23 protein-coding genes and 1 pseudogene are annotated in these 21,649 nt (G+C 60.3%); 11 read left to right on the plus strand and 13 right to left on the minus strand.

Translation table 11 applies throughout. The features are described 5' to 3' along the window. Positions 1 to 7 precede the first annotated feature (7 nt). Positions 8 to 2,278, plus strand: coding sequence for an ATP-dependent Clp protease ATP-binding subunit ClpA (clpA, locus tag KW849_RS17075; protein ID WP_218430486.1), 2,271 nt, complete (start codon positions 8 to 10; stop codon positions 2,276 to 2,278). 288 nt (positions 2,279 to 2,566) lie between these two features. Further along, positions 2,567 to 2,671: pseudogene (locus KW849_RS31365) on the plus strand (outer membrane lipoprotein carrier protein LolA); the annotation flags it as partial. On the opposite strand, the gene infA reads toward KW849_RS31365, so the two are convergent. The 4 genes from infA to trxB all read right to left on the minus strand — a co-directional run bounded on the left by infA (position 2,645) and on the right by trxB (position 5,441). After that, positions 2,645 to 2,863, minus strand: a complete 219-nt coding sequence (gene infA, locus KW849_RS17080; RefSeq protein WP_002553999.1) for a translation initiation factor IF-1 — start codon at positions 2,861 to 2,863, stop codon at positions 2,645 to 2,647. The pseudogene KW849_RS31365 and the gene infA overlap by 27 nt on opposite strands. Before the next feature lie 111 nt (positions 2,864 to 2,974). Then, the gene (locus KW849_RS17085) at positions 2,975 to 3,682 is read right to left on the minus strand and encodes an arginyltransferase (RefSeq protein ID WP_218430487.1); all 708 of its coding nucleotides are present in this window, start codon (positions 3,680 to 3,682) and stop codon (positions 2,975 to 2,977) included. Positions 3,683 to 3,738: 56 nt separating this feature from the next. Beyond that, the gene (gene aat, locus KW849_RS17090) at positions 3,739 to 4,419 is read right to left on the minus strand and encodes a leucyl/phenylalanyl-tRNA--protein transferase (protein ID WP_218430488.1); all 681 of its coding nucleotides are present in this window, start codon (positions 4,417 to 4,419) and stop codon (positions 3,739 to 3,741) included. 62 nt (positions 4,420 to 4,481) lie between these two features. Continuing rightward, positions 4,482 to 5,441, minus strand: coding sequence for a thioredoxin-disulfide reductase (gene trxB, locus KW849_RS17095; protein ID WP_218430489.1), 960 nt, complete (start codon positions 5,439 to 5,441; stop codon positions 4,482 to 4,484). A 306-nt stretch (positions 5,442 to 5,747) separates the two neighbouring features. On the opposite strand from trxB, the gene KW849_RS17100 reads away from it, so the two are divergent. From KW849_RS17100 to cysG, 6 genes are all read left to right on the plus strand, one after another. Continuing rightward, positions 5,748 to 8,159, plus strand: coding sequence for a DNA translocase FtsK (locus KW849_RS17100; RefSeq protein ID WP_218430490.1), 2,412 nt, complete (start codon positions 5,748 to 5,750; stop codon positions 8,157 to 8,159). Between the two features lie 67 nt (positions 8,160 to 8,226). Then, positions 8,227 to 8,850 carry an outer membrane lipoprotein chaperone LolA gene (lolA, locus tag KW849_RS17105; protein WP_057399851.1) on the plus strand — a complete coding sequence of 208 codons (624 nt, stop codon included), beginning with the start codon at positions 8,227 to 8,229 and terminating at the stop codon, positions 8,848 to 8,850. Positions 8,851 to 8,989: 139 nt separating this feature from the next. Then, on the plus strand, positions 8,990 to 10,312 hold the full coding sequence (locus tag KW849_RS17110; RefSeq protein WP_218430491.1) for a replication-associated recombination protein A: 1,323 nt from the start codon (positions 8,990 to 8,992) through the stop codon (positions 10,310 to 10,312). Beyond that, a complete protein-coding gene (crcB, locus tag KW849_RS17115; RefSeq protein WP_056723806.1) occupies positions 10,312 to 10,686 on the plus strand; it encodes a fluoride efflux transporter CrcB in 375 nt (124 codons plus the stop codon). Before KW849_RS17110 ends, crcB begins: the two co-directional genes overlap by 1 nt. Before the next feature lie 16 nt (positions 10,687 to 10,702). Beyond that, the gene (serS, locus tag KW849_RS17120) at positions 10,703 to 11,983 is read left to right on the plus strand and encodes a serine--tRNA ligase (protein ID WP_218430492.1); all 1,281 of its coding nucleotides are present in this window, start codon (positions 10,703 to 10,705) and stop codon (positions 11,981 to 11,983) included. Continuing rightward, the gene (gene cysG / locus KW849_RS17125) at positions 11,984 to 13,378 is read left to right on the plus strand and encodes a siroheme synthase CysG (RefSeq protein WP_218430493.1); all 1,395 of its coding nucleotides are present in this window, start codon (positions 11,984 to 11,986) and stop codon (positions 13,376 to 13,378) included. Between the two features lie 170 nt (positions 13,379 to 13,548). Here the strand turns inward: cysG and KW849_RS17130 are convergent, their stop codons facing one another. The 8 genes from KW849_RS17130 to KW849_RS17165 form a co-directional block, all read right to left on the minus strand. Continuing rightward, the gene (locus KW849_RS17130) at positions 13,549 to 14,550 is read right to left on the minus strand and encodes a glutathione S-transferase family protein (RefSeq protein WP_218430494.1); all 1,002 of its coding nucleotides are present in this window, start codon (positions 14,548 to 14,550) and stop codon (positions 13,549 to 13,551) included. A gap of 91 nt (positions 14,551 to 14,641) precedes the next feature. Then, positions 14,642 to 15,643, minus strand: a complete 1,002-nt coding sequence (locus KW849_RS17135; protein ID WP_218430495.1) for a glycosyl transferase family protein — start codon at positions 15,641 to 15,643, stop codon at positions 14,642 to 14,644. Continuing rightward, positions 15,640 to 15,975, minus strand: coding sequence for a TusE/DsrC/DsvC family sulfur relay protein (locus tag KW849_RS17140; protein ID WP_218430496.1), 336 nt, complete (start codon positions 15,973 to 15,975; stop codon positions 15,640 to 15,642). Before KW849_RS17140 ends, KW849_RS17135 begins: the two co-directional genes overlap by 4 nt. Further along, the gene (gene tusB / locus KW849_RS17145) at positions 15,972 to 16,265 is read right to left on the minus strand and encodes a sulfurtransferase complex subunit TusB (RefSeq protein WP_218430497.1); all 294 of its coding nucleotides are present in this window, start codon (positions 16,263 to 16,265) and stop codon (positions 15,972 to 15,974) included. Before tusB ends, KW849_RS17140 begins: the two co-directional genes overlap by 4 nt. Beyond that, the gene (tusC, locus tag KW849_RS17150) at positions 16,265 to 16,627 is read right to left on the minus strand and encodes a sulfurtransferase complex subunit TusC (RefSeq protein ID WP_218430498.1); all 363 of its coding nucleotides are present in this window, start codon (positions 16,625 to 16,627) and stop codon (positions 16,265 to 16,267) included. Before tusC ends, tusB begins: the two co-directional genes overlap by 1 nt. 1 nt (position 16,628) lies before the next feature. Continuing rightward, positions 16,629 to 17,021, minus strand: coding sequence for a sulfurtransferase complex subunit TusD (gene tusD / locus KW849_RS17155; RefSeq protein ID WP_218430631.1), 393 nt, complete (start codon positions 17,019 to 17,021; stop codon positions 16,629 to 16,631). Between the two features lie 58 nt (positions 17,022 to 17,079). After that, positions 17,080 to 17,409 (minus strand): DUF6388 family protein, encoded by a 330-nt coding sequence (locus KW849_RS17160; protein ID WP_218430499.1) that lies wholly within the window; start codon positions 17,407 to 17,409, stop codon positions 17,080 to 17,082. A 20-nt stretch (positions 17,410 to 17,429) separates the two neighbouring features. Further along, positions 17,430 to 17,678, minus strand: coding sequence for a hypothetical protein (locus KW849_RS17165; RefSeq protein ID WP_008015571.1), 249 nt, complete (start codon positions 17,676 to 17,678; stop codon positions 17,430 to 17,432). A 150-nt stretch (positions 17,679 to 17,828) separates the two neighbouring features. Between KW849_RS17165 and KW849_RS17170 the strand changes: the two genes are divergently transcribed. Together KW849_RS17170 and KW849_RS17175 are read left to right on the plus strand one after the other, a co-directional pair. Further along, entirely contained in the window at positions 17,829 to 18,179 is a 351-nt protein-coding gene (locus KW849_RS17170; RefSeq protein ID WP_218430500.1) for a hypothetical protein, read from the plus strand. A gap of 287 nt (positions 18,180 to 18,466) precedes the next feature. Continuing rightward, the gene (locus KW849_RS17175; RefSeq protein WP_218430501.1) at positions 18,467 to 19,060 is read left to right on the plus strand and encodes an NUDIX domain-containing protein; all 594 of its coding nucleotides are present in this window, start codon (positions 18,467 to 18,469) and stop codon (positions 19,058 to 19,060) included. A gap of 172 nt (positions 19,061 to 19,232) precedes the next feature. Here the strand turns inward: KW849_RS17175 and KW849_RS17180 are convergent, their stop codons facing one another. Continuing rightward, a complete protein-coding gene (locus tag KW849_RS17180; RefSeq protein WP_218430502.1) occupies positions 19,233 to 19,748 on the minus strand; it encodes a methylated-DNA--[protein]-cysteine S-methyltransferase in 516 nt (171 codons plus the stop codon). Between the two features lie 136 nt (positions 19,749 to 19,884). On the opposite strand from KW849_RS17180, the gene ggt reads away from it, so the two are divergent. After that, positions 19,885 to 21,612 (plus strand): gamma-glutamyltransferase, encoded by a 1,728-nt coding sequence (gene ggt / locus KW849_RS17185; RefSeq protein WP_218430503.1) that lies wholly within the window; start codon positions 19,885 to 19,887, stop codon positions 21,610 to 21,612. Positions 21,613 to 21,649: the final 37 nt, after the last annotated feature.

Genomic DNA, 21,649 nt, shown 5'->3' on the forward strand with positions numbered 1-21,649 from the left:
TGAAGCTATGTTAAACCGCGAGCTCGAAGTCACCCTCAATCTTGCCTTCAAGGAAGCCCGTTCGAAGCGTCATGAGTTCATGACCGTCGAACACCTCTTGCTGGCCCTATTGGACAATGAGGCTGCCGCCACCGTTTTGCGTGCGTGCGGCGCAAACCTCGACAAACTCAAGCATGACCTGCAGGAGTTCATCGACTCCACCACGCCATTGATCCCCGTGCATGACGAGGATCGCGAAACCCAGCCAACCCTGGGCTTCCAGCGTGTCCTGCAGCGTGCTGTGTTTCACGTACAGAGCTCGGGCAAGCGCGAAGTGACCGGTGCCAACGTGCTGGTCGCGATTTTCAGTGAGCAAGAGAGTCAGGCGGTGTTCCTGCTGAAACAGCAGAGCGTCGCCCGTATAGATGTCGTCAACTACATCGCCCACGGCATTTCCAAGGTGCCAGGGCATGGCGATCACTCTGAAGGTGAGCAAGATATGCAGGACGACGAGGGCGGTGAATCTTCTTCCTCGGGTAATCCCCTGGATGCTTATGCCAGCAACCTCAATGAGTTGGCGCGCCAGGGTCGTATCGATCCGTTGGTGGGGCGTGAGCTTGAAGTCGAGCGTGTCGCGCAGATCCTGGCGCGTCGGCGCAAAAACAATCCGCTGCTGGTGGGCGAGGCGGGCGTGGGTAAAACCGCGATTGCCGAAGGCCTGGCCAAGCGCATTGTCGACAACCAGGTGCCGGACCTGCTGGCCAGCAGCGTGGTTTACTCCCTTGACCTGGGTGCCTTGCTGGCCGGCACCAAGTACCGTGGCGATTTCGAGAAGCGCTTCAAGGCGTTGCTCAATGAGCTGAAAAAACGTCCGCAGGCGATCCTGTTCATCGACGAGATCCACACCATCATTGGTGCGGGTGCCGCATCCGGTGGTGTCATGGATGCCTCGAACCTGCTCAAGCCGCTGCTGTCATCCGGTGATATCCGTTGCATCGGTTCGACCACCTTCCAGGAGTTCCGCGGCATCTTCGAGAAGGACCGTGCCTTGGCCCGGCGCTTCCAGAAGGTCGATGTGTCGGAGCCTTCCGTGGAAGATACCATTGGTATTCTGCGCGGCCTGAAAGGTCGTTTCGAAAGCCATCACAATATCGAGTACAGCGACGAAGCCCTGCGCGCGGCTGCCGAGCTGGCATCGCGTTACATCAATGATCGGCACATGCCGGACAAGGCCATTGATGTCATTGACGAGGCGGGTGCCTATCAGCGTCTGCAGCCGGTGGAAATGCGCGTTAAACGCATCGAAGTGCCTCAGGTCGAGGACATCGTTGCGAAGATTGCGCGGATTCCGCCAAAACACGTCACCAGCTCCGATAAAGAGCTGCTGCGTAACCTCGAGCGTGACCTGAAATTGACCGTGTTCGGTCAGGATGCCGCGATCGATTCGCTGGCAACCGCGATCAAGCTGTCCCGTGCCGGCCTCAAATCCCCTGACAAGCCTGTCGGTTCGTTCCTGTTCGCAGGGCCGACCGGTGTCGGTAAAACCGAAGCGGCACGTCAGTTGGCCAAGGCGTTGGGTGTCGAGCTGATTCGCTTCGACATGTCCGAATACATGGAGCGCCACACCGTATCGCGTCTGATCGGTGCGCCTCCAGGGTATGTCGGGTTCGATCAGGGTGGTCTGCTGACCGAAGCCATCACCAAGCAGCCACACTGCGTGCTGTTGCTCGATGAGATCGAGAAGGCGCATCCGGAAGTCTTCAACCTGCTGTTGCAGGTCATGGATCACGGTACGTTGACCGATAACAATGGGCGCAAGGCGGATTTCCGTAACGTGATCGTCATCATGACGACCAACGCCGGTGCCGAGACTGCAGCCCGCGCTTCGATCGGTTTCACCTATCAGGATCACTCTTCCGATGCGATGGAAGTGATCAAGAAGAGCTTCACGCCGGAATTCCGCAACCGTCTGGACACCATCATCCAGTTTGGTCGCCTCAGCCATGAGGTCATCAAGAGTGTGGTGGACAAGTTCCTTACCGAGCTTCAGGCGCAGTTGGAAGACAAGCGTGTGTTGCTGGAAGTCACCGATGCAGCCCGCAGCTGGCTGGCCGAAAGTGGTTACGACGCGGCGATGGGCGCTCGCCCAATGGCTCGCCTGATCCAGGACAAGATCAAGCGTCCGCTGGCGGAGGAGATTCTCTTTGGCGAACTGGCCGAACATGGCGGTGTGGTGCACATCGACATCAAGGACGGCGAGCTGACCTTCGAGTTCGAGACCACGGCCGAGATGGCCTGACGTTCAGAAGCAAAACAAAAAGGCGCCGAGAGGCGCCTTTTTGTTGCCTGCACGCGAATCCCCCTGTAGGGGCTGCCGCAGGCTGCGATCTTTTGATTTTGTTTTTTAAGATCAAAAGATCGCAGCCTGCGGCAGCTCCTACAGGGGCAGATGTTCCGGAGTTTTTCAAGGCGGATTTCGGTGGCGGCTAAATCGCAGGCAAACAAAAACGCCCGGCATGAGCCGGGCGTCTTGTGTTGACTTGATTAGCGAGTGAGCTCCATCTCTGTAGGAGCGAGCTTGCTCGCGATGGTCGTCAACGATGTTGCGGGGAATCTGACTTGGCGCGGTGCTCTCAGGTTTTTCGCGAGCAAGCTCGCTCCTACCTTAGCGAGCGCGGTAAGTGATGCGCCCTTTGCTCAAGTCATAGGGCGTCAGCTCGACGCGCACTTTGTCGCCGGTAAGAATACGGATGTAGTTCTTGCGCATCTTGCCGGAGATGTGCGCGGTTACGACGTGCCCATTTTCCAACTCCACACGAAACATGGTGTTGGGCAGGGTGTCGACGACAGTGCCTTCCATTTCGAAGCTGTCTTCTTTCGACATGCAGTAAAGCCCTCGGTGTCCAATGAATGGCCCGGTGCAACTGCGCCAGGCAAAAGCGGCGTGCATTGTGCCCGAAAAGTGGGGTTTAAGCCAAGGGGTTTAGGGCTGGCTCTAGTTTAGAACCACCCAGCGCTGATTAATCAGCAACTCAATGGGGCGATATTGAGTCTTGTAGTTCATCTTTTTGCAGTTTTTGATCCAGTAGCCGAGGTAGACCGCCTCCAGCCCCAGCCGGCCGGCCTCGGCGATTTGCCAGAGGATTGCGTAGCGCCCAAGGCTGCGACGCTCTTCGGCGGGTTCGTAGAAGGTGTAGACCGCCGAAAGACCGTTCGGCAGTAAATCGGTGACGGCGACGGCCAGCAGCCGGCCGTTCAGGCGAAATTCATAAAAACGTGAAAACGGCAGGTCCCGCACCAGGAATGTCGAAAACTGGTCGCGACTTGGCGGGTACATGTCGCCATCGGCGTGACGCTGTTCGATATAGCGCTGGTAAAGGTCGAAGTACTCTTCGTTGAAGCGGGGCTTGGCGGGGCGCACCTGCAAATCCGCGTTGCGCTTGAAGATGCGTTTCTGTTGCCGGTTGGGCGTGAACTGTCCCACGGGAATACGCGCCGGAACGCAGGCATTGCAATTCTGGCAATGCGGTCGGTAGAGATGGTCGCCACTGCGACGAAACCCCATCTCCGACAGGTCTGCGTAGACATGCACATCCATGGGCTGACTAGGGTCGAGGAACAGGGTTGTGGCCTGCTCCTCGGGCAGATAACTGCAAGAGTGCGGCTGAGTGGCATAGAACTTCAAACGCGCCAACTCGGTCATGATCAACCCTCGGATAGTGCTTTTGAATAAGTGTAAGCCACACGGGCAAAAGTCGCTCAGCAAACCCAGGTGGCGGTGTTGGGTTGGTCCAGGTGCCTGGCCAGATAGATCGCAAATTCACGGCGGGGAATGGCTCGGGCGCCCAGGCTGTGCAGGTGGTCGGTAGGCATCTGGCAATCGATCAGCACGAAGCCCGATTCTTTCAGATGCCGCACCAGTGTGGCAAAACCGAATTTCGAGGCGTTGTCAGCGAGGCTGAACATGGACTCGCCGAAAAACAGCTGGCCCATTGCCAGGCCATACAACCCGCCGACCAGTTCATCCCCGTCCCACACTTCCACCGAGTGCGCGTGCCCGCGCCTGTGCAATTCGATGTAGGCGTCCTGCATGGCCTCGGTGATCCAGGTGCCGTCAGCGTATTCCCGGGGGGCTGCACAGGCTCGGATGACGGCGGCGAAGTCCTGGTCAAAGGTCACTTGATAGCGTTGCTGGCGCAGCAGTTTGTTCAGGCTGCGCGAGACATGCAATTCGTCGGGAAACAGAACCGTGCGCGGGTCCGGCGACCACCAGAGAATCGGCTGGCCTTCGGAAAACCAAGGGAAGCAGCCGTGGCGATAAGCCGAGATCAGCCGATCGGCGGACAGATCGCCACCGGCAGCCAGAAGCCCGTTGGGGTCGCGCATGGCCTTTTCCAGCGGTGGGAAAAGCAGGGTATTGCGTTGTAACCAAGTCAGCATGGCATCCGGGCTTGCAGAAGGGGAGGGCAGTGGCGGGTGTTGGCCCGCCGTAAAGTTTGCCTTCAAACGGCAGGAATGTCGTCGAGGTATTTTTCGGCGTCCAGCGCCGCCATGCAACCGGCCCCGGCAGACGTAACGGCCTGGCGATAAACGTGGTCGGCTACGTCACCGGCGGCAAACACACCTGCAATCGCCGTAGCGGTGGCATCGCCTTCGCTGCCACCCTTGACCAGCAGATACCCGTCGCGCATTTCCAGTTGGCCCGTGAACAGGTCGGTATTGGGTTTGTGGCCGATGGCGATAAACACCCCGGCCAGCGGCAGTTCTCTGGTTTCGCCGGTGTGGCTGTCCCGCAGGCGGGCGCCGGTCACGCCGCTGGCATCGCCGAGCACTTCATCCAGATTCTGGTTCCAGTGCAGGCGGACATTGCCGTTGGCGGCCTTTTCGAAGAGTTTGTCCTGGAGGATCTTCTCCGAGCGCAGCTTGTCGCGCCGATGGATCAGGTGCACTTCCTTGGCGATGTTCGACAGGTACAAAGCTTCCTCGACCGCAGTATTACCGCCACCGACCACCGCAACCACCTGATTGCGATAGAAAAATCCATCACAGGTCGCGCATGCCGAAACCCCTTTGCCAGCAAATTTTTCTTCCGACGGCAGACCCAGGTATTGCGCAGAAGCGCCGGTGGCAATGATCAGTGCGTCGCAGGTGTAAGTCGCGCCATCGCCGATCAGTTCGAACGGCCGTTGTTGCAACTTGGCGGTATGGATGTGGTCGTAAACGATCTCGGTGGCAAAGCGCTCGGCGTGTTTTTGCATGCGGTCCATCAGCACCGGCCCGGTCAGGCCTTCGACGTCGCCTGGCCAGTTATCCACCTCGACGGTGGTGGTGAGCTGGCCACCTGCCTGTATGCCGGTAATGACGACGGGATTGAGGTTGGCGCGGGCGGCATAAACGGCTGCGCTGTAACCGGCAGGGCCGGAGCCCAGGATAATCAGGCGTGAATGCTTCGCTTCGCTCATAAAAACACCTCATAAGCCTTTGTCACAAAAGAGAATGCATGCTCAAATTGAACGGCATGTCATGTGCTGTTGACTATGCTACACCCGAGGGGCTCAAGCATGGCGTCGTGCGTACAAACCCGTACAATGCCCTGCGTGTTACCTATATTCAGTGCGCGCCGTGTTTATAAAAACCGGGGCGTAGTGTTAAAAGTAGTCCCGGTAACACGTGTTAACTTTTTTACCTGCCTGGATTGGGTAGTTTTTCGGCAGTTTTTATAGACATTCACCAGATGGACGCGCCATTGGCGCAGGAAAAGAAGCGTTTTGAAGAAATCCACCGCAGCACCTAAACCAGCCGTCGTTCCGCTCTGGCGCCAGCACTTGCACTACCGACTCAAGGAAGGTGCGCTGATCGCCATCGGTGCCTTGTGCCTGTTCCTGATGATGGCCTTGTTGACCTATGGCAAGGATGATCCGGGCTGGAGTCATAACAGCAAGATCGACGACGTGCAGAACTTCGGCGGTCCAGCGGGCTCCTACAGCGCCGATATCCTGTTCATGGTGCTGGGTTACTTCGCCTACATTTTCCCGTTGCTGCTGGCGATCAAGGCGTACCAGATCTTCCGCCAACGTCACGAACCGTGGCAGTGGAGCGGCTGGCTGTTCTCCTGGCGCCTGATCGGCCTGGTGTTCCTGGTGCTGTCGGGTGCCGCTCTGGCCCATATCCATTTCCATGCCGCGACCGGTTTGCCGGCCGGTGCGGGCGGTGCGCTGGGCGAAAGCCTCGGCGACCTGGCCAGGAACGCCCTGAATATCCAGGGCAGCACGCTGCTGTTCATCGCGCTGTTCCTGTTCGGCCTGACCGTGTTTACCGACCTGTCGTGGTTCAAGGTCATGGACATCACCGGCAAGATCACCCTTGATCTGTTCGAGCTGTTCCAGGGCGCGGTCAATCGCTGGTGGGCGGCCCGTACCGAGCGCAAGCAACTGGTCGCCCAATTGCGTGAAGTCGACGACCGCATGGATGAAGTAGTCGCGCCGACCGTCACCGACAAGCGCGAGCAGGCCAAGGTCAAGGAACGCTTGATCGAACGTGAGCAAGCCCTGAGCAAGCACATGTCCGAGCGCGAGAAACAGGTGCCGCCGGTGATTGCGCCCGCGCCGCCAAAGCCCGTCGCACCGAGCAAACGCGTCGAAAAAGAGAAGCAGGCGCCTCTGTTCGTCGACAGCGCCGTGGAAGGCACCTTGCCGCCAATCTCGATTCTCGATCCCGCGGAAAAGAAACAACTCAATTACTCGCCCGAATCCCTGGCGGCGGTCGGCCACCTGCTGGAAATCAAGCTCAAGGAATTCGGCGTTGAAGTCACGGTGGATTCGATTCACCCAGGTCCGGTAATTACCCGTTACGAAATCCAGCCGGCGGCCGGCGTCAAGGTCAGCCGCATTTCCAACCTGGCCAAAGACCTGGCCCGTTCCCTGGCCGTGACCAGCGTGCGCGTGGTGGAAGTGATTCCGGGCAAGACCACGGTCGGTATCGAGATTCCCAACGAAGACCGGCAGATCGTGCGTTTCTCCGAGGTGTTGTCGACCCCCGAGTACGACAACTTCAAATCCCCGGTCACCCTGGCCCTGGGCCACGACATCGGCGGCAAGCCGGTCATCACCGACCTTGCGAAAATGCCACACTTGCTGGTGGCTGGTACCACCGGTTCCGGTAAGTCGGTGGGTGTGAACGCGATGATCCTGTCGATCCTGTTCAAGTCCGGCCCGGAAGACGCCAAACTGATCATGATCGACCCGAAAATGCTCGAACTGTCGATCTACGAAGGCATTCCGCACCTGCTGTGCCCGGTGGTCACCGACATGAAGGACGCTGCCAACGCCCTGCGCTGGAGCGTCGCCGAAATGGAGCGACGCTACAAGCTGATGGCCAAGATGGGCGTGCGAAACCTGTCGGGCTTCAACGCCAAGGTCAAGGAAGCCCAGGACGCCGGCGAGCCGTTGAGCGATCCGCTGTACAAGCGCGAAAGCATCCACGACGAAGCGCCGCTCCTGCAAAAACTGCCGACCATCGTGGTGGTCGTCGACGAATTCGCCGACATGATGATGATCGTCGGCAAGAAGGTTGAAGAACTGATCGCCCGTATCGCCCAGAAGGCGCGGGCGGCCGGAATCCACCTGATTCTTGCGACCCAGCGTCCGTCGGTGGACGTGATCACCGGTCTGATCAAGGCCAACATCCCGACTCGTATGGCATTCCAGGTATCGAGCAAGATCGACTCCCGGACCATCATCGACCAGGGCGGTGCCGAGCAGCTGCTGGGCCACGGTGACATGTTGTACATGCCGCCGGGCACCAGCCTGCCGATTCGTGTTCACGGTGCATTCGTGTCCGACGATGAGGTTCACCGTGTGGTGGAAGCCTGGAAGCTGCGGGGCGCGCCGGAATACAACGACGACATCCTCAATGGTGTCGAAGAGGCGGGCAGCGGCTTCGAAGGCAGCAGCGGTGGCGGCGACGGTGACGATCCCGAGGCCGACGCGCTGTACGATGAAGCTGTGCAGTTCGTGCTGGAAAGCCGTCGCGCCTCCATTTCCGCGGTTCAGCGCAAGCTGAAGATCGGCTACAACCGCGCCGCGCGCATGATCGAAGCCATGGAAATGGCCGGGGTCGTGACATCCATGAACACCAACGGTTCGCGTGAAGTCCTGGCCCCGGGCCCGGTGCGCGACTGACCCGAGCATGAAAGGGGTGGCGCCCATTGGCGTCGCCCGCACTCCCACGAATGTTATGAGGACTCCCATGCGTCTGATCCGCATGCTGTTGCTGCCGGTACTGGCTTTGACCACGCTCCAGGCTAACGCCGATGACAAGGACGTGGCGCGCTTGACCCAACTGCTGGAAAAATCCCAGACCCTGACCGCACGTTTCTCGCAACTGACCCTCGATGGCACCGGCACCCAGTTGCAGGAAACCGCCGGCGACATGTCCCTGCAGCGTCCGGGCCTGTTCTACTGGCACACCGACGCGCCGGCCGAGCAGACCATGATCTCCGATGGCAAGAAGGTCACCCTGTGGGACCCGGACCTGGAACAGGCCACCATCAAGAAGCTCGATCAGCGCCTGACCCAGACCCCAGCGTTGCTGCTGTCCGGTGACGTGTCCAAGATCAGCCAGAGCTTCGACATCAGCGCCAAGGAAGCCGGCGGCGTGATCGACTTCACCCTCAAGCCGAAGACCAAGGACACCCTGTTCGACAGCCTGCGCCTGTCGTTCCGCAACGGGCTGGTCAACGACATGCAGTTGATCGACAGCGTTGGTCAGCGCACCAATATCCTGTTCACCGGGGTGAAGGCCAACGAGCCGATCCCGGCCTCCAGGTTCAAGTTCGACATCCCGAAGGGTGCGGATGTGATCCAAGAGTAAAACGCCGAACCTGTGTAGGAGCGAGCTTGCTCGCGAAAAACCCAGGCACGCCGCGGGGTGTCAGATTGACAGCGTTACCGTTGACGACCATCGCGAGCGAGCTCGCTCCTACATGACTACAGAGGTTTAACAGTACGCCATGGACCTGTTTCGCAGCACCCCCATCGCCCAGCCCTTGGCCGCCCGCCTGCGCGCGGCCAATCTGGACGAGTACGTCGGTCAGGAACACGTGCTCGCTCGCGGCAAGCCCTTGCGCGAAGCGCTGGAGCAGGGTGCTCTGCATTCGATGATTTTCTGGGGCCCGCCGGGCGTGGGCAAAACCACGCTGGCGCGGTTGCTCGCGGAAGTTTCGGATGCGCACTTCGAAACGGTCTCAGCGGTGCTGGCCGGGGTCAAGGAGATCCGTCAGGCGGTGGAAATCGCCAAGCAGCAGGCCGCGCAGTACGGCCGCCGTACCATCCTGTTCGTCGACGAAGTGCATCGCTTCAACAAGTCCCAGCAGGATGCGTTCCTGCCGTACGTTGAAGACGGCACGCTGATTTTCATCGGCGCAACCACGGAAAACCCTTCGTTCGAACTCAACAACGCCTTGCTCTCCCGGGCGCGCGTCTATGTGCTCAAGAGCCTCGATGAAGTGGCCCTGCGCAAACTGGTGCAGCGCGCACTGACCGAAGAGCGGGGTTTGGGCAAGCGGAACCTGACCCTCAGCGACGAAGGCTTCCAGATGCTGCTGTCGGCCGCCGATGGCGATGGTCGGCGCTTGCTCAACTTGCTGGAAAACGCCTCGGACCTCGCCGAAGACAACAGCGAAATGGGTGTCGACCTCCTGCAAAGCCTGCTCGGCGATACCCGCCGGCGGTTCGACAAGGGCGGCGAAGCGTTCTATGACCAGATCTCCGCGCTGCATAAATCGGTGCGTGGCTCCAACCCCGATGGCGCGCTGTACTGGTTCGCGCGGATGATCGACGGCGGTTGCGACCCCTTGTACCTGGCCCGGCGCGTGGTGCGCATGGCCAGCGAAGACATCGGCAATGCCGACCCTCGCGCCCTGAGCCTGTGCCTTGCGGCTTGGGAAGTGCAGGAGCGCCTCGGCAGCCCCGAAGGCGAACTGGCGGTGGCCCAGGCCATCACTTATCTGGCCTGCGCGCCAAAGAGCAACGCGGTGTACATGGGCTTCAAGACCGCACTGCGCGCCGCCGCCGAGCACGGTTCTCTGGAAGTGCCGCTGCACCTGCGCAACGCGCCGACCAAGCTGATGAAGCAGCTGGGCTACGGCGATGAATACCGCTATGCCCACGATGAGCCGGACGCCTACGCCGCCGGAGAAGACTATTTCCCGGAAGAACTCGACCCGATTCCGTTCTATCAGCCCGTGCCCCGTGGCCTGGAATTGAAGATCGGTGAAAAGCTCAATCACCTGGCGAAACTCGACCGTTCAAGCCCCCGGCAGCGGAGAAAATAGTGCTTCCTTTGATCGTTGCGGTTTCCGTCGGCGGGATGGCCGGCACGTTGTTGCGTTTTGCCACGGGCAACTGGATCAACGCGAATTGGCCGCGGCACTTCTATACCGCGACGCTGGCCGTTAATATCGTGGGCTGTTTGCTGATCGGCGTTCTATACGGTCTGTTTTTGATACGCCCGGAGGTGCCCATCGAGGTGCGTGCCGGGTTGATCGTCGGCTTCCTCGGGGGGCTGACGACTTTTTCATCCTTTTCACTGGATACGGTGCGCCTGCTGGAAAGCGGGCAAGTGCCGCTGGCCCTGGGCTATGCGGCGCTCAGCGTATTCGGCGGGCTGCTTGCCACCTGGGCCGGCCTGTCCTTGACCAAACTTTGATAAACGAGAAACCGACATGCTCGATTCCAAACTGTTACGTAGCAACCTTCAGGACGTAGCGGACCGCCTGGCATCCCGTGGCTATGCCCTGGATGTTGCGCGCATCGAAGCGCTGGAAGAACAGCGCAAGACCGTCCAGACCCGCACCGAAGCACTGCAGGCTGAACGTAATGCGCGTTCCAAATCCATCGGTCAGGCCAAGCAGCGCGGTGAAGACATCGCGCCGCTGATGGCGGACGTCGAGCGCATGGCGGGCGAATTGAGCACCGGCAAAGTCGAACTGGACGCGATCCAGAGCGAACTGGACTCGATCCTGCTGGGTATTCCTAACTTGCCGCACGAATCCGTGCCGGTCGGTGATGACGAAGACGGCAACGTCGAAGTGCGCCGCTGGGGCACGCCGACTGCCTTCGATTTCCCGGTTCAGGACCACGTGGCCCTGGGCGAGAAGTTCGGCTGGCTGGACTTCGAAACCGCCGCCAAGCTGTCCGGCGCCCGTTTTGCCCTGCTGCGCGGTCCGATTGCCCGTCTGCACCGTGCCCTGGCGCAGTTCATGATCAACCTGCACGTCACTGAGCACGGCTACGAAGAGGCCTACACGCCTTATCTGGTCCAGGCCCCGGCGCTGCAAGGCACCGGCCAGCTGCCGAAGTTCGAAGAAGACCTGTTCAAGATCGCGCGCGAAGGCGAAGCCGACCTGTACCTGATCCCGACCGCCGAAGTGTCGCTGACCAACATCGTCGCCGGCGAAATCGTCGATTCGAAACTGCTGCCGATCAAGTTCGTCGCCCACACGCCGTGCTTCCGCAGTGAAGCCGGCGCATCGGGCCGCGACACACGCGGCATGATCCGCCAACACCAGTTCGACAAAGTCGAGATGGTGCAGATTGTCGAGCCATCGAAATCCATGGAAGCGCTGGAAGGCCTGACCGCCAACGCCGAGAAAGTCCTGCAACTGCTGGAACTGCCTTATCGCACCCTGGCCCTGTGCACCGGCGACATGGGCTTCAGCGCGGTCAAGACCTACGACCTGGAAGTGTGGATCCCGAGCCAGGACAAGTACCGCGAAATCTCGTCGTGCTCCAACTGCGGCGACTTCCAGGCCCGTCGCATGCAAGCGCGATTCCGCAACCCGGAAACCGGCAAGCCGGAACTGGTGCACACCCTGAACGGCTCCGGCCTGGCAGTGGGTCGTACCCTGGTCGCGGTGCTGGAAAACTACCAGCAGGCTGACGGTTCGATCCGCGTACCGGACGTGCTGAAGCCGTACATGGGCGGCCTTGAGGTCATCGGCTAAATGAACTATCTGCCGCTGTTTCACAACCTTCGCGGCAGTCGTGTGTTGGTCGTCGGTGGGGGGGAAATTGCCTTGCGCAAATCCCGCCTGTTGGCCGATGCCGGTGCGCTGCTGCGGGTGGTTGCACCTGAAATCGAAGCACAACTGCGCGAACTGGTTGCCGGCAGCGGTGGCGAGTGCCTGTTGCGTGGTTACGCCGAAACGGACCTGGAAGGTTGCGGGCTGATCATTGCCGCCACCGACGACGAGGCGCTGAACGCACAAGTCTCCGCCGATGCCCATCGGCGTTGCGTGCCGGTCAACGTGGTGGACGCGCCGGCCCTGTGCAGCGTGATCTTCCCGGCCATCGTCGACCGTTCTCCGTTGATCATTGCAGTGTCCAGCGGCGGCGATGCGCCGGTGCTGGCACGCTTGATCCGCGCCAGGATCGAAACCTGGATTCCTTCCACCTACGGTCACCTGGCTGGTTTGGCGGCGCGTTTCCGTCATCAGGTCAAAGGCCTGTTTCCCGATGTGCAGCAGCGTCGGGCGTTCTGGGAAGATGTTTTCCAGGGCCCGATTGCTGACCGGCAACTGGCCGGACAGGGGGGTGAAGCCGAGCGGTTGTTGCAGGCGAAGATCGATGGCGAAGCGCCAGTGGCGACCGGTGAGGTCTATCTGGTGGGCGCAGGCCCGGGCGACCCCGACCTGCTGACCTTCCGCGCCTTGCGTTTGATGCAGCAAGCCGACGTAGTGCTATACGACCGCCTGGTGGCGCCGGCGATTATCGAACTGTGCCGTCGCGACGCCGAGCGGGTTTACGTCGGCAAGCGCCGTGCCGATCACGCGGTGCCACAGGATCAGATCAACCAGCAATTGGTGGATCTGGCCAGACAAGGCAAGCGCGTGGTGCGATTGAAGGGCGGTGATCCGTTCATCTTCGGTCGTGGTGGTGAAGAGATCGAAGAACTGGCGGCCCAGGGCATCCCGTTCCAGGTCGTGCCGGGGATCACGGCGGCCAGCGGTTGCGCGGCCTACGCCGGGATTCCGCTGACTCACCGCGATTATGCGCAGTCGGTACGCTTTGTCACCGGGCACCTGAAGGACGGTTCCACCGATTTGCCCTGGGCCGATCTGGTGGCCCCGGCGCAAACCCTGGTGTTCTACATGGGGCTGGTGGGCTTGCCGATCATCTGCGAGCAGTTGATCAAGCATGGTCGCGGTGCCGATACCCCGGCAGCGTTGATCCAGCAGGGCACCACGGTCAACCAGCGGGTGTTTACCGGCACCCTGGCAGACCTGCCACGGCTGGTAGCGGAGCATGAAGTGCATGCGCCGACATTGGTGATCGTCGGTGAGGTGGTGCAACTACGCGAGAAACTGGCGTGGTTCGAAGGGGCTCAGGGGCAGGTCTGATTTGTGGCGAGGGGACTTGCCCCCGTTCGGCTGCGAAGCAGCCGTATAATCAGCAAACGCGGTCTTTCAGTAAGACCTCGCTATCCGATTTCAGGGCCGCTTCGCGCCCCAACGGGGGCAAGCCCCCTCGCCACAATTGATCTCACCCACTTTCAAGCTTCAGTTTGATCTCATGCCTTGCGCCAAACCCCTTTCCCGCTCAACCGCCCCCGATCATGGGCCGCGGTGAAGTCCTGGGCCGGCCCTTTCGGCACCACACCCGTCGGGTTGATGGTGCGGTGGCTGGCGTAGTAGTGGTTCTTGATGTGGGTGAAGTCCACCGTCTCGGCCACCCCCGGCCACTGATAGATCTCGCGCAGCCAGTTCGACAGATTCGGATAATCGGCAATCCGCCGCAGGTTGCACTTGAAGTGCCCGTAGTACACCGCGTCAAAGCGAATCAGCGTGGTGAACAGTCGGATGTCCGCTTCGGTCAGGTACTCGCCAGCCAGATAGCGGTTGGCACCCAGCAGCAGCTCCAGTCGATCCAGCTCGGCAAACACATCATCGAACGCTTCTTCATAAGCCTGTTGTGACGTGGCAAACCCGGCGCGATACACGCCATTGTTCACCGCCGGATAAATCCGCTCGTTCAACGCATCGATCTCACCGCGTAGCGGCGCCGGGTAGAAGTCCAGGTCGTTACCGGTCAAATCGTCGAAGGCACTATTGAACATGCGGATGATTTCCGATGATTCATTGCTGACGATGCGCTTTTGCTGTTTGTCCCACAGTACCGGTACGGTGACGCGGCCGGTGTAGTCGGCGGTGTCGGCGGTGTAGCGCTGGTGCATGAATTCGAAGTGATCGAGCTTGTCGCCGGTCGAACCCAGGTTCTGGTCGAAGGTCCAGCCGTTTTCCAGCATCAACCAACTGACCGCCGAAATGTCGATCAGGTTTTCGAGGCCTTTGAGTTTGCGCAGGATCAGCGTGCGATGGGCCCAGGGACAGGCCAGGGACACGTACAGGTGATAGCGTCCGGGCTCGGCCGCAAAACCGCCGACGCCGGTCGGTCCCGGCTTGCCGTCAGCGGTCAACCAGTTGCGACGCTGCGCCTGTTCACGCTGGAACGCGCCGTCCTTGCTGCTTTCGTACCACTTGTCCTGCCAGCGGCCATCCACTAACAATCCCATGTTCAAGACTCCCGAAACCCATAATCGTTGGGGTTGAGTCTATTCCGATGAGTTCGAACAAAAAGCGCAAAGATCGGGCGTAAATGATCGATTAAATCGATTTATCCCGCGCGGCCCAGTATTTTTCAGCGGTTTCGAAGGCCTCGTCGCGGGGCTGTCCGAGGCCACGCAGGGCCAGGGCCATGGTCGAGATCAGGGCCATTTGCGGGTAGCTGTCGACCACGTCGCCACGCCACACCGCTTTCAAGTGCTCAGGATCGAGCGATGCGGGTTTGACGTGACGCTGCGCGGACAACTGCGGCCATTCCTCGTCCCAGCTCTCGCCGCCGGTGGTGCCGTACAGATGGCTGTCGGCGTCCGGGTTGACCTCGATTTCGCCGCCATCGCCCTTGATCACGATGGCGGTGTCACCCAGCAGGCCGCTGGCATCGCGATGTACGGCCTGATAACCCGGGTGGAAAATGCTCTGCAGGCCGCAACGCGCGCCCAGCGGATTGAGAATCCGCGCCAGCGAGTGGATCGGCGAGCGCAGGCCCAGGGTGTTGCGCAGGTCGATCATGCGTTGCAACTGTGGCGCCCAGTCCATCAAAGGCATGAAGGCCAGGCCGCCGTTATCCAGTGCCGAGCCGACTTGTTGCCAGTTGCGGCACAGCGGGATGTTCAATTCGCCCAGCAGTTGCTCGCTGTACAAGCGGCCGGCCGTGTGGGCACCGCCGCCGTGCATGAAAATCCGCACGCCGTTTTGTGCCAGGCACTTGGCTGCCAACAGATACCACGGCAAGTGCCGCTTCTTGCCGGCGTAGGTCGGCCAATCCAGATCCACCGCCAGCGCCGGAGGATTCAGGCGTTCGCGCAATGCCTCGGTGAAGCCCGCCATCTCTTCGGCGCTTTCTTCCTTGTGCCGCAACAGCATCAGGAATGCGCCGAGTTGGGTTTGCTCGATCTTTTCATCGAGCACCATGCCCATGGCCTCGCGGGCCTCGACCCGGGTCAGGTCACGGGCGCCGCGTTTGCCTTTGCCAAGGATCCGCACGAATTGGGCGAACGGATGTTCGGCGGGCGTTTGAAGTGTCAGTGCTGGGTAATCAGTCATAAGCAATTCGTCGGTTTGGGCAGGCCCGCCAGTTTCGCGGCGAGTTTGGCGGGAGTGCCTTTGAACAGTCGGTTCAGGTGCAGGCTGTTGCCTTTTTCCGGGCCGAGTTTCAGGGCGGTGTACTTGATCAAAGGGCGGGTGGCCGGCGACAGTTGGAACTCGGCGTAGAAACTGCGCAACAGTTCGAGGACCTCCCAGTGTTCGGGCGTCAACTCGATGTCTTCGGCAGCCGCCAGGGCACTGGCCACATCGGCTGTCCAGTCACTCAGTTCGACCAGGAAACCGTCCTTGTCCAGTTCGATGGCGCGGGCGCCGACCGTCAATGCATTCATAGCCAACTGTTGACCTTGTCGTAGTGAATCGACAGTTCGACGAAGGCCGGGTAATCGATGGCGCGGGCCCAGTCTGGAACCGCAAGCGCACGGGCCTGGGCATCTTCAGCCAGGACGAACAACTTCAGGCCGCGTGCACTGAGCACCGTGAACGGTGCGGTGGCTGGCTGCAACGCATAGGCGGCATCTCCGGACAGCAGCAACCCGTCGTTGGCCCCGATCACGCGCAGGCAACTGGTCAGGCGTTCGTCGCCGAACGGGGAATGAGACAACACATGCAAAGTCGACATCAGAGGGTGATCACCTGGTCGTAACGGTCAATGAGGGCGGTGATTTCAGGGGCGGTCAACACCTGGGCTTCTTCCAGCGACAGGCCGCTCGGGTCGAGGCCGCGCTGGGTGATGCTGTCGCCGCAGGCGAACAGTTCCTCGACACCGAACATCGGCAGGGCCTGCAGGTTGGCGCTCAGGTCTTTCTGTTGCAGGGCCTTGGCGTTCTGGCCGGCGGCCAGCTGGAACACGCCGTCATTGAGAAACAACAGGCCGATCGGCAGATCGAAGGCACCCCCGGCCAGCACGATATCCAGTGCTTCCCGTGCGCCCGGGCCGGACCAGGGCGACTGGCGGCTGATGATCAACAAGGATTTGGCCATGTCATGCGCCTCCGAAACAGATCAAGCGGTCGGCATCCTGCGTCGCATCATGCAATTGACCCAGGCCGGACAACTCCCACGGTGCACCGACAGCAACCGCCTCGCGCTGATAGCGCCTGGCTTCTTCCTCGTTCAACACGCCACGACGCAGCGCGGCGGCGATGCACACCACGCCATCGAGTCGATGGTCGCTGACAAAGGTGCGCCATTGCTCGGGCAAGTCCAGTTCATCCTGGGGCGTGACCACACTGCCGGACGCGTTGTAGACGCCGTCCTGGTAGAAAAACAGCCGGACAATCTCATGCCCGCCGGCCAGCGCCGCTTGGGCGAACAGCAAGGCGCGGCGCGAGGAGGGCGCATGGGCGGCGGAAAATACGGCAATGGCGAATTTCATGACGGGCTCGATCAGCGAAACTGCGGTCATGATAATGCTTTATCGACGAGAGTGCTGGCTACGGTGCTATCCCGTACAGGTCGCAATACTCCAGCCAATCCATCCCTGCCATCTCCGCTACTTCCCGGTGCACTTCCCGGCGCTGCGTTTCGTAGTCTTCGGCCGTGGCAGCCGTCAGTTGCAGCGTCAGCTCCCAGGCGAACAATCCTAGCCGTTCTGCCTCGGCTTCGAAGGCCTCATGCAAACGCTCATCACGGTACTGCGCCGGGGTTTCGCCCTTGACCTGGGCCAGCAACGGGTTGAGATGATCGAGGTCGTGGCGCAACTCGGGGCGTTCGTCGAGAAACCGCTTCAGTGCCTGTTCATATTGTTGCTCGGTTGCCGCCATGGTCACTCCTTGAGTGGGGATTACGAAGACTGCTTCTTGCTGGCCTTGGCCGCTGCCGCCAGGCATTCGAGGGCAAACTGTTCGGTGTAGGTCATCTGGATCGGCGTGGTTTCGCCTTTGACGGTTCTTTCGCCATCGAGGATGTAGCGAATCCGCTTGTCGGTGACGCCGATTCGCTTGGCTATCCAGGAAGGCGTCTGACCGATCTGGCTGATCAGCTTGTCGGCATATTCAGTGCTCGGTTTGTAGAACTCGGCATTAGGTGTCATCAGATTTCCAGTCAGGGGGGGGCGATGCGGCGTTATTGGCGCGACAGGGTGCGCGAATCGTTGCGTGCTGTCGCGGTATAAATGCAGTAAAGCAGAACGATAGGGGCTGCCCGGGTGATAAAGTCCGCTTTTTCCTGATGAGTGAATGCAATGCGAATTCTGATGGTGGCGCTGGCCGTGACGTTGCTGGCGGGATGCGCGGGCTCGGCGATGAACGATGCCCGCACCAAGGCCCCGTACAAGACCCTGAACTCGGAAAAACCGGCAAAGGAAGTCGCCCAGTGCGTGCAGTTTTCCTGGCAGGACGAGGCCGTGTTCGGCGTCGATGCCGCTGCGTATTTGCAGGCAGGCGAGAAGGGTGGCACGACCGTTTACACACGTTCGGCAGAGTCGTTTGTGGACGTGACCACCGATGCTTCGGGCACGACGTTGAGCTACTACGCCCAGAAGGATGATTTCGTGGCCAAGCGCCGGTTGGCGGCGTTGGCGACTTGCCTCTGATTTGAAGGTTTATTGCATACCCCTGTAGGAGCGAGCCTGAACTGGCCTAATGATTTTGGACACTTCAATCGGGCGCTATGATGGCGCCCAAATCTGAGGTGTTTGGATATGCGTAAATCTTATTCCAGTGAGTTCAAGCTCAAAGCCGCAGCCTATCCCGGTCGCAGCGATTGTTCCATCCCCGGAAAAATTGAACCGTCGCCAACGCGCAGCTTGGCTGAGGGGGCAAATGCTGTCTGTTTTCACTTAACATGTGCACCCTCAGACAAATAACAGGACGCGTTGTCATGTCGAACACAGCCGAGCGGGTCAACATCCTTGAGTCTCAGGTGTTGTCCCACGACTGGTACCTGCTCAGGAAAATCACCTTCGATTACCGCCGCAATAACGGCGAGTGGCAACGCCAGACGCGAGAGGTCTATGACCGTGGCAATGGTGCGGCGATTCTGTTGTACAACCGCGAAAAGAGAACCGTGGTACTGACCCGGCAGTTTCGCTTGCCGGTGTTCGTCAACGGCCACGATGGGTTGTTGATCGAAGTGGCGGCGGGGCTGCTGGAAGGCGCGGCGCCTGAAGACCGCATCCGCGATGAAGCCGAGGAAGAGACGGGTTACCGCGTGCACCATGTGCAGAAGGTGTTCGAGGCCTACATGAGCCCGGGTTCGGTGACGGAAAAGCTGCACTTTTTCATCGCTGAATACGATACAAAGTCGAAAGTCAGCGCCGGCGGTGGACTGGAGGCGGAAACCGAAGAGCTGGAAGTGTTGGAGTGGGCGTTCGAGGACGCGCTCGAAGCGTTTTACCGTGGCGAAATCTGCGACGCCAAGACCATCATGCTGTTGCAGTATGCGGCGATGAAAAACCTCTTCGCCCCAACCTGACTCTATGGTGAAGACATTCCCTTGTGGCGAGGGGGCTTGCCCCCGTCCGGCTGCGTAGCAGTCGTAAAAAACGGAGAACGCGACCTTTCTGGAATACAGGGGGGTGTATGGATTTGGGACCGCTTCGCGGTCCAACGGGGGCAAGCCCCCTCGCCACAAAAGCGGTGTTCCGTTAAAACAGGTCATCCATACGGCTCGCCCCTGACCACTCACCACCTTCGAGCGTCAGCAACAACTCCTTCGCCTCAAGCCCCCCGGCAAACCCGGTGAGCTTGCCCGACGCACCTATCACCCGGTGACACGGCGCCACGATCGAAAGCGGGTTCTTGCCATTCGCCGCACCCACCGCCCTGACCGCCGCCGGGTTGCCGATCTGCTCGGCGATCTGGCTGTAGCTGCGGGTCTCGCCGAACGGGATGGTCAGCAGCGCCGCCCAGACCTTCTTCTGAAATTCCGTGCCGGCAAAATCCAGATCCAGTTCGAAGCGATCGCGGGTGCCGGAAAAATATTCGCGTAGCTGCGCAGCCGTGCGCACCAGGATCGGATTGCCCGGCGCTTCGCTCATCGGGCCGAGGCGCACCCGGCCGGGTTTGTCGTTTTCCCAGAGGATGGCCGCCAGTCGCGAACCGTTCGCCACCAGCTTCAACTGGCCCACGGGTGAAGCCACGGTGGTGCAGGTATAGGTCATGCCAAGGCTCGCGCAAAATTGCTGAACAGGCGTTAAGGATACTGTCTCGACGGGGAGGCGCAATACGTAATCCCGACCATACTTGCCTACTGCTTTCGAAACGTTCCCCTGTTTAATAACAAGAAGAGACCGACTGATGAAGTACGAACCTTTTGTCAAATCGCTGATAGCGACCTCGTTGGCGCTCAGCTGCCTGACAGCTCACGCAGCATCTGTGGCCCCGGCTACCGGGGAAAACGGCATGGTGGTCACGGCCCAGCACCTGGCCAGCCATGTGGGCGTGGATGTGCTTAAGAAAGGCGGCAACGCCGTGGATGCGGCGGTCGCAGTCGGCTATGCGCTGGCGGTGGTGTACCCCGCGGCAGGCAACCTCGGCGGTGGCGGTTTCATGACCATTCAACTGGCGGACGGGCGCAAGACCTTCCTCGACTTCCGTGAAAAAGCCCCGCTGGCCGCAACCGCCAACATGTACCTGGACAAAGAGGGCAACGTCGTCCCCGATTTGAGTACCCGTGGCCACCTGGCCGTGGGCGTGCCGGGCACCGTTTCGGGCATGGAACTGGCGCTGTCCAAATACGGTACCAAACCGCGCAAGGAAATCATCGCCCCGGCCATCAAGCTGGCCGAAGACGGTTTCGTGCTGGAGCAGGGTGATGTCGATCTGCTGGACTACGCCACTGACATGTTCAAAAAGGACATGAAGGATTCCGGCTCGATCTTCTTGAGCAAAGGCGAGCCGATGCAGGTCGGGCAGAAACTGGTGCAAAAGGACCTGAGCAAAACCCTGCGGGAGATCTCCGAGAAAGGCGCCGACGGTTTCTATAAAGGTTGGGTGGCCGACGCCATCGTCACCTCCAGCCAGGCCAACAAGGGCATCATCACCCAGGCCGACCTCGACAAATACAAGACCCGCGAACTGGCGCCCATCGAGTGCGACTACCGTGGCTACCACGTGGTTTCCGCACCGCCACCGAGCTCCGGCGGCGTGGTGATCTGCGAGATCATGAACATCCTCGAAGGCTATCCGATGAAGGATCTGGGCTACCACTCGGCCCAGGGCATGCACTATCAGATCGAAGCGATGCGCCACGCCTATGTGGACCGCAACAGCTACCTGGGGGACCCGGATTTCGTGAATAACCCGATTGCCCATCTGCTGGACAAGAACTACGCGACCAAGCTGCGTGAAGCGATCAAACCACAAAAAGCTGCGGTATCCAGCGAACTCAAGCCCGGTGTAGCGCCCCATGAAGGCAACAACACCACCCATTACTCCATCGTCGACAAATGGGGTAACGCGGTGTCGGTGACCTACACCCTCAACGACTGGTTCGGTGCCGGCGTGATGGCGAGCAAGACCGGGGTCATCCTCAACGATGAAATGGACGACTTCACCTCGAAAATCGGCGTGCCGAACATGTACGGCCTGGTGCAGGGCGAGGCCAACGCCATCGCGCCCGGCAAGGCGCCGTTGTCGTCCATGAGCCCGACCATCGTCACCAAGGACGGCAAAGTGGTGATGGTGGTCGGTACGCCGGGTGGCAGCCGGATCATCACCGCGACCTTGCAGACCATGCTCAACGTGATCGACTACGGCATGAACATCCAGGAAGCGGTGGATGCACCGCGGTTCCACCAGCAGTGGCTGCCGGAGGAAACCAACCTGGAAGCCTTCACCACCAGCCCGGACACGGTGAAAATCCTCGAAAGCTGGGGGCACAAGTTCGCAGGGCCACAGGATCCCAACCACCTGGCGGCGATCCTGGTCGGCGCGCCGTCCCTGGGCGGCAAACCGGTCGGCAAGAACCGTTTCTACGGGGCGAATGACCCACGGCGTAACACCGGGTTGTCGCTGGGTTATTGAGGGTTGTGTCTGGAGGGGGACGGGCTTATGTTCGTCC

Origin of the sequence: Pseudomonas sp. PDM26 (assembly GCF_019219185.1) — a bacterium.
Classification (GTDB): Bacteria; Pseudomonadota; Gammaproteobacteria; order Pseudomonadales; family Pseudomonadaceae; genus Aquipseudomonas.